Origin of the sequence: Amycolatopsis sp. NPDC051758 (assembly GCF_044453095.1) — a bacterium.
Classification (GTDB): Bacteria; Actinomycetota; Actinomycetes; order Mycobacteriales; family Pseudonocardiaceae; genus Amycolatopsis.
Genome location: NZ_JBITCJ010000025.1, coordinates 68131 through 74366 on the forward strand (window position 1 = coordinate 68131; position 6236 = coordinate 74366).

A 6236-nucleotide genomic window follows, 5' to 3' on the forward strand; every position below is an offset into this window, starting at 1 on the left:
CGCGCCGCGCTGGCCGGTCGGGGTAATGACCGGGGTGTGCTACCGGGTCAAGGCGCCGCGGTGGTCAGTGCCGCGGCGGCGGCGTGATGGAGCTGATAGCCGGTGCGCGCGGAGAAACCGGCGGTGAGGGCGAAGCGGTCACCGCGCACGAGGCTGTGGCGCCATTCGACGGCACGGTCGCGTGCGTAGCCGAGGCGGTGGATGGAGAAGGCGGCGATATCGGGCGGGCTGTCCAGCAAGGCTCGCTCGGCCGCGGTCGGGTTGACGGCGTGGATCTCTTCATGCCCGGTCCCGAGCCGGACACCGGCCCGGTCCGCCAGTTCGGTGTACAGGCTGGTGTGGCTGAAGTCCGCATCGAGGAGAGGCCGGGCGACATCGGCTGGTAGCCACACGCGATCCAGGGCGAGCGGGATACCCCCGGCGAGGCGAAGCCGCTCCAGGTAGACCAGCGGCTCGGAGCCGTCCAGGCCGAGCCGGGCTGCCACCACCCCGTCCGCGCGGATATCGAGGGTCCGTACGACGCTGTGCTGCGCGAGACCGGCGGCTTCGACTGCCGCGAACAGGCTGTAGAGCGCGCCCATCGGCTGCTGGATCTCCGCGGACTCCGCCACCCGGGGCTGGCGCCCCCGCGTGGCGACGATCACCTGATCGGCGCGAAGCTGCCGCAACGCCTGCCGCACCGTGTGCCGGCTGACACCGTAGTCCTCGACCAGGGCGAGCTCGCCCGGGAACTGACCGGCGAACTCCCCCGCATCGAGACGGGCGAGCAGATCGCCTTGCAGCTGCCGCCACAAGGGTGTCGTTCCGTCGCGATCGAGCGCGCGCATGACCATCTCCCCTCGCCGGGCTGCACGGACACGCTACGGGTTGTCAAATGTCCGTACAGAAGCTAGCGTAAATGTACGTACATTTCAAGGAGGTGAGCCGTGGTCCAGGTCGACGTCATCGCAACCGAGGAACTAGGCGACCGCAGCTACCTGGCGCACGACGGCCAGGTCGCGATCGTGGTCGATCCCCAACGCGACATCGATCGCGTCGAGCAGCTGCTGAAACGGCTGAACGTGCGCTGCGAGCTGGTGCTGGAGACCCACATCCACAACGACTACGTCTCCGGCGGTTTCCAGCTGGCGACGCTGACCGGCGCGCGGTACGCGGTATCGGCTCACGACGACGTCGAATTCGATCGATGGCCGGTGCGCGACGGAGACGAGCTGCAGGCCGGGTCGATGACCGTCCGGGTCGTCGCGACGCCCGGGCACACCGACCACCACCTGTCCTACGTGATCTCCGACGACGACGGCCCGCCCGTGGTGTTCTCCGGAGGGTCGCTGCTCTACGGCAGCGTCGGGCGGACGGATCTGGTCGATCCCGCACGGACCGAGGAGCTCGCGCACGCGCAGTACCACTCGGCTCGCCGGATCGCCGACCTGCTGCCCGACGACGCCGGCGTGTTCCCCACGCACGGATTCGGCAGCTTCTGCTCGGCCGGCTCGACCGGACAAGGGCCGCAGGGCACCGTCGCGGACGAGCGGAAAGGCAACGACGCGCTGACCGAGCCCGACGAGAACCGCTTCGTCGAGAAACTCGTCGCGGGCCTCACCGCCTACCCGGCCTATTACGCGCACATGGGCGCCCGCAATCGCGGCGGCCCCGCCCCGATCGACCTGACCCCACCGCAGCACGCGGATCCCGAACAGCTGCGACGGCGGATCGAGGCCGGGGAATGGGTCGTGGACCTGCGGGACCGCACGGCGTACGCGGCCGACCACCTCACCGGCACCATCGGCATCGGCCTCAGCGCGCAGTTCGCGACCTGGCTGGGCTGGCTGATCCCGTGGGGCACCCCGCTCACTCTCATCGGGCACGACGCCGAGCAGGTCGCCGACGCCCAACGTCAGCTCGTGCGCATCGGCATCGACCGTCCCGACGCGCACGCCCTCGGCGAGCCGGCCGACCTCGCCCCGCCCGCGCGCCGCGGCAGCTACCCGGTGGTCTCTTTCACCGACCTCGCACACCGCGACCAGGCCGACGGCACCGTGCTGGACGTCCGCCGCGACGACGAATGGGCCACCGCGCACATTCCCGGCGCGGTGCACGTCCCGCTGCACGACCTGCTCGAACGGCTCGAGGACGTGCCCCACGATCTGCTCTGGGTCCACTGCGCGGCCGGGTACCGCGCCAGCATCGCCGCCGGGCTGCTGCACCGCGCCGGGCGCGACGTCCGCTGTGTCGACGACGAGTTCGCCCACGCCGAGAAGCTCGGCCTCACCGTCGCCGGCCAGGCGGCCCCATGACGGCGGCGACCCAGGACCCCGAAGCCGAACAACAGCGGCCGCACGGCCGCGCGCCGCTGCGCCGTGCCGGCCCCGGGCTGGCGGTGGCGGTCACCGTCGCCGCGATCGCCACCCTGCTGGGCGAGCTGGTACCGATCGTCGGCGGACCGGTGTTCGGGATCCTCCTGGGCACGCTGGCCGCGGCCGTCGTCCCCGCGTTGCGCGCAGACCGCTGCACGGTCGGCTATGCGATCGCGTCGAAACCGATCCTGCAACTGTCCATCGTGGTCCTGGGCACCGGCCTGTCGTTGCAGGAAGTCGTGCACGTCGGCGGCAGTTCACTGCCGGTGATGCTCGGCACCCTGGCGATCGCTCTGGGCGGAGCCTGGCTGCTCGGACGCCTGCTCGGGGTGCGCGGCGACACGCAGATCCTGATCGGCGTCGGCACCGGCATCTGCGGCGCCTCGGCGATCGCGGCGACCACCGCGGTCATCAAGGCCAAGCAGGCCCAGGTCGCCTACGCGATCGGGACGATCTTCACCTTCAACATCGCCGCGGTGCTCCTGTTCCCACCGATCGGGCACCTGATCGGGATGAGCCCGCACTCCTTCGGGTTGTGGGCCGGCACCGCGATCAACGACACCTCCTCGGTGGTGGCGGCCTCGTTCGCCTACGGCGGTGACGCGGGCTCCTACGGCATCGTCGTCAAGCTCACCCGCACGCTGATGCTCATCCCGATCGTGATCGCACTCGCCGTCCTGACCGCCCGCCGCGTCGCCGCCGAACGAGGTGAGCCCGTCGGCGGATTTCGGTGGAAGGCCTTGCCCTGGCGCAAGATCATCCCGCTGTTCCTGCTCGGGTTCATCGCGGCCGCGACGCTGGACACCGTCGGCGCGATCCCCGCCGGCTGGCACCCGGCGCTGTCCACGCTGGGCACCTTCCTGATCACCACCGCCCTGGCCGGGATCGGGCTGTCCCTGCGCCTGGCCGACATGCGCCGCGCCGGGCACCGGCCGCTGCTGCTCGGCGCCCTGCTGTGGATCGCCGTCGCGGCCAGCAGCCTCGGCCTGCAGGCGATCACCGGCACCCTCTGAACACCGAAAGGAAGCCGCCCACCATGGATTTCACCATCACGACCACATCCGCACTGCCGTTCGACGCCACCGTGACCGCGGTCCGCGACGCCCTCGCCGACCAGGGATTCGGCGTCCTCACCGAGATAGACATCGCTGCCACTCTGCACACGAAGATCGGTGAAACCGTGCCACCACAGCTGATCCTCGGCGCCTGCAACCCGCAGCTGGCCCACCGCGCTCTGCAGAGCGAACCCCGGATCGGCGCTCTGCTCCCGTGCAATGTCGTCGTCCGGCAGGACGGTGCCGGAACCGTGCTCGTGGAAGCGCTCGACCCCGCGGTCATGGTCACCGTGTCCGACCAGCCGGACCTGCGGTCCGTCGCCGACGACGCCGGCCGGCGGCTGCGGGCCGCACTCGACGCCGTCCCCCAGGCCGGCTGAATGCCCGCCGGGTTTCTCCCCGCGGTCTACGACGCGGTCCTGGGCATCGCCGAGCGTGCCGGCCTGCGCCGGATGCGGCACCGGTTGCTCGCCGACGCGGCCGGAACCATCCTCGACATCGGCGCCGGGACCGGGACCGGGCTCAACGCACCGCACTACCCGCGCGGCGCCCAAGTGCTGTTGCTCGAACCGGACTCCCGGCTGGCCACCCGCGCGGCGGCCCGGACCGCCGCGCCGGTCCTACGCGGGGACGCCCACCACCTGCCGTTGGCCGACAGCAGCGTCGACACGGTCGTGCTCACCCTCGTGTTGTGCACGGTCGCCCGGCCCGAGCGGGTGCTGTGGGAAATCCGCCGGGTCTTGCGTCCCGGCGGGCGGCTGCTGCTGATCGAGCACGTGCGTTCGCCCGCTCCGCGGACCGCCCGCTGGCAGCACCGGCTGACCCCGTACTGGCGCCACCTGGCCGGCGACTGCCGCCTCGACCGCGACACGCGAGCCACGCTGCGCGACGCGGGCTTCGACGACACCGGGCTCGGCCGCTGCCGGATCCCCGCGGCGCCGGCCTTGCTCGCCGAGGGCATCAGCGGAACCGCCATCCCCGCACCACGACCACCGTCGCCCCGCGACGAGAACGCATGCCGTCCGCCCGCCGCCGCGCGGGCCGGGGCGACACCCCACCCCAGTGACCCGAAACCCCCGACGGAAGGACACCCGACCATGACCTCACCATCCGAGATCACCCCGCGAGACGCGGCCGCCATGCTGGAGTGGGAGCCCGCAACCGTGCTTCTCGACGTACGGGAAGACGACGAATACGCCGCCGGGCACGCACCCGCCGCCCGGCACCTGCCGCTGGGACGGGTAGATCCGCACGCGGTCGACAGCGGAGCCACCGTGATCGCGGTGTGCCGCTCCGGAGGGCGTTCCGCCCGAGCCACCGAGACCCTGCGCGAGGGCGGCCACACCGTGCTGAACCTGACCGGCGGCATGCGGGAGTGGGCCGCCGCGGGGCTTCCCGTGGTCACCGACGCGGGTGCCGGGGGCGAGGTCATCTGACATGCTCGCCATCGCGCTGGGTGTGGGCCTGCTCATCGGGATCACGCTCGGTGCGCTCGGCGGCGGCGGATCCGTGCTCGCCGTCCCCGCCCTGATCTACCTGCTCGGGCAGACCACGCACCAGGCGACCACCGCGTCCCTGGTGATCGTGGGAGTCGCGGCGATCGCCGGACTCGTCGTGCACGCCCGCGCGGGGCACGTCCGCTGGCGCGCCGGCCTCGGGTTCGGGGTCGCCGGCGTCGTCGGCTCGGCCCTGGGATCCCTGCTGGCCGCCCGGCTGCCCGAGAATTGGCTGCTCATCGGGTTCGCGGTCCTCATGGCGATCGCCGCCGTCACCATGTGGCGCGGCAGCGGCTCGGGAGAAAAGCCCGCGCCCGAGGAAGCTCCCGACTCGGCGGGGGACGGCAGCGAGGCTGTCACGCGCAAGCGGTCGTGGTGGCGGGTCGTGGGTGCCGGCTCCGCGGTCGGTCTGCTGACCGGCCTTTTCGGGATCGGCGGCGGCTTTCTCGCCGTGCCTGGCCTCCTGTTCGCGCTCGGACTCGACATGGCCACGGCCGTCGGCACTTCGCTGGCCGTGATCACCCTGAACTCGGCCTCGGCCCTACTGACCCATCTCGGCAGCGCCGCACCGGACTGGGGCATCGTCACGCCGTTCGTCGCGACCGCCGTGGTCGGCACCCTTGCCGGGCAACGCCTCGCCGACCGGCTGTCGAACACGACCTTGCAGCGCGGGTTCGCCGCGCTGCTGGTCGCGTTGGCCGCGTTCGTCCTCGTCGATCAGCTCGTCCTCCGCTGACCCGTACGTTTCGTGTCGGCCCGTACACGGCCACCAGCCGGTAGGAGCCGGTGGTCACACCGAAAGGAAGAATCACTATGTGCCGTGCAGTGAACTGCCGGATCTGCGGCAAGACGACGTGGGCGGGCTGCGGCATGCACGTCGACCAGGTCATGCGCGGAGTGGCTGCCGCTCAGCGCTGCCCCGGTCACCCGAAGGAGGCCAAGTCGGGCTTGCTGTCCCGGATCTTTGGTCGGACCGGAGCCCGTAACCGGTAGCCAACGGGCCAGCCTGAACTCGGCCGCGGCCGGCAGCCGCTCGGCCGATGCCGAGTTCAACACCCCTACCGGGTACTGCCGAAGTCCAAGAGCAGTCCGAGCCCATTGGGGCAGATCTTGTCATGGCGGCGGGCGGGTGTCCCCGAAGCCGGCACCCCGCAGCAGCCTTCTGCCACGGCCGCCGCGCCGAGGTCAGTTTGCCGAACCTCGACGCCGGCGTTGCAAGATCAGGTACAGCCACAGCAGCCGTAGCCACCGACCAGTTCCCAGACCGCGGGCGGAATCTGACGGCCTGCCGCTATCGACCGACGAGGAAAGCGACGCCGACGATCACAATC

General features: G+C 71.6%; 6 protein-coding genes. 5 read left to right on the plus strand and 1 reads right to left on the minus strand.

Translation table 11 applies throughout. The annotated features are described in order from the left end of the window. Positions 1 to 47: 47 nt before the first annotated feature. Complete coding sequence (locus ACIA5G_RS52480; protein WP_395937854.1) at positions 48 to 833, minus strand: GntR family transcriptional regulator; 786 nt, start codon at positions 831 to 833, stop codon at positions 48 to 50. A 93-nt stretch (positions 834 to 926) separates the two neighbouring features. On the opposite strand from ACIA5G_RS52480, the gene ACIA5G_RS52485 reads away from it, so the two are divergent. From ACIA5G_RS52485 to ACIA5G_RS52505, 5 genes are read left to right on the plus strand one after another with little or no spacing between them, the layout of a single operon-like run. Next, positions 927 to 2294 carry a rhodanese-like domain-containing protein gene (locus ACIA5G_RS52485; protein ID WP_395937856.1) on the plus strand — a complete coding sequence of 456 codons (1368 nt, stop codon included), beginning with the start codon at positions 927 to 929 and terminating at the stop codon, positions 2292 to 2294. Beyond that, on the plus strand, positions 2291 to 3367 hold the full coding sequence (locus ACIA5G_RS52490) for a YeiH family protein (RefSeq protein ID WP_395937858.1): 1077 nt from the start codon (positions 2291 to 2293) through the stop codon (positions 3365 to 3367). The genes ACIA5G_RS52485 and ACIA5G_RS52490 overlap by 4 nt, the downstream gene beginning before the upstream one ends. Positions 3368 to 3390: 23 nt before the next feature. Further along, on the plus strand, positions 3391 to 3789 hold the full coding sequence (locus ACIA5G_RS52495; RefSeq protein ID WP_395937860.1) for a DUF302 domain-containing protein: 399 nt from the start codon (positions 3391 to 3393) through the stop codon (positions 3787 to 3789). Further along, positions 3790 to 4845, plus strand: a complete 1056-nt coding sequence (locus ACIA5G_RS52500) for a methyltransferase domain-containing protein (protein ID WP_395937862.1) — start codon at positions 3790 to 3792, stop codon at positions 4843 to 4845. A 1-nt stretch (position 4846) separates the two neighbouring features. Next, complete coding sequence (locus ACIA5G_RS52505) at positions 4847 to 5641, plus strand: sulfite exporter TauE/SafE family protein (RefSeq protein WP_395937864.1); 795 nt, start codon at positions 4847 to 4849, stop codon at positions 5639 to 5641. Positions 5642 to 6236 lie beyond the last annotated feature (595 nt).

Bases quoted from the DNA above. Each gene is read 5' to 3' on its own strand.
- ACIA5G_RS52480 (WP_395937854.1), bottom strand. From the start codon at position 833: ATGGTCATGCGCGCGCTCGATCGCGACGGAACGACACCCTTGTGGCGG.
- ACIA5G_RS52490 (WP_395937858.1), top strand. From the start codon at position 2,291: ATGACGGCGGCGACCCAGGACCCCGAAGCCGAACAACAGCGGCCGCAC.
- ACIA5G_RS52495 (WP_395937860.1), top strand. From the start codon at position 3,391: ATGGATTTCACCATCACGACCACATCCGCACTGCCGTTCGACGCCACC.
- ACIA5G_RS52500 (WP_395937862.1), top strand. From the start codon at position 3,790: ATGCCCGCCGGGTTTCTCCCCGCGGTCTACGACGCGGTCCTGGGCATC.
- ACIA5G_RS52505 (WP_395937864.1), top strand. From the start codon at position 4,847: ATGCTCGCCATCGCGCTGGGTGTGGGCCTGCTCATCGGGATCACGCTC.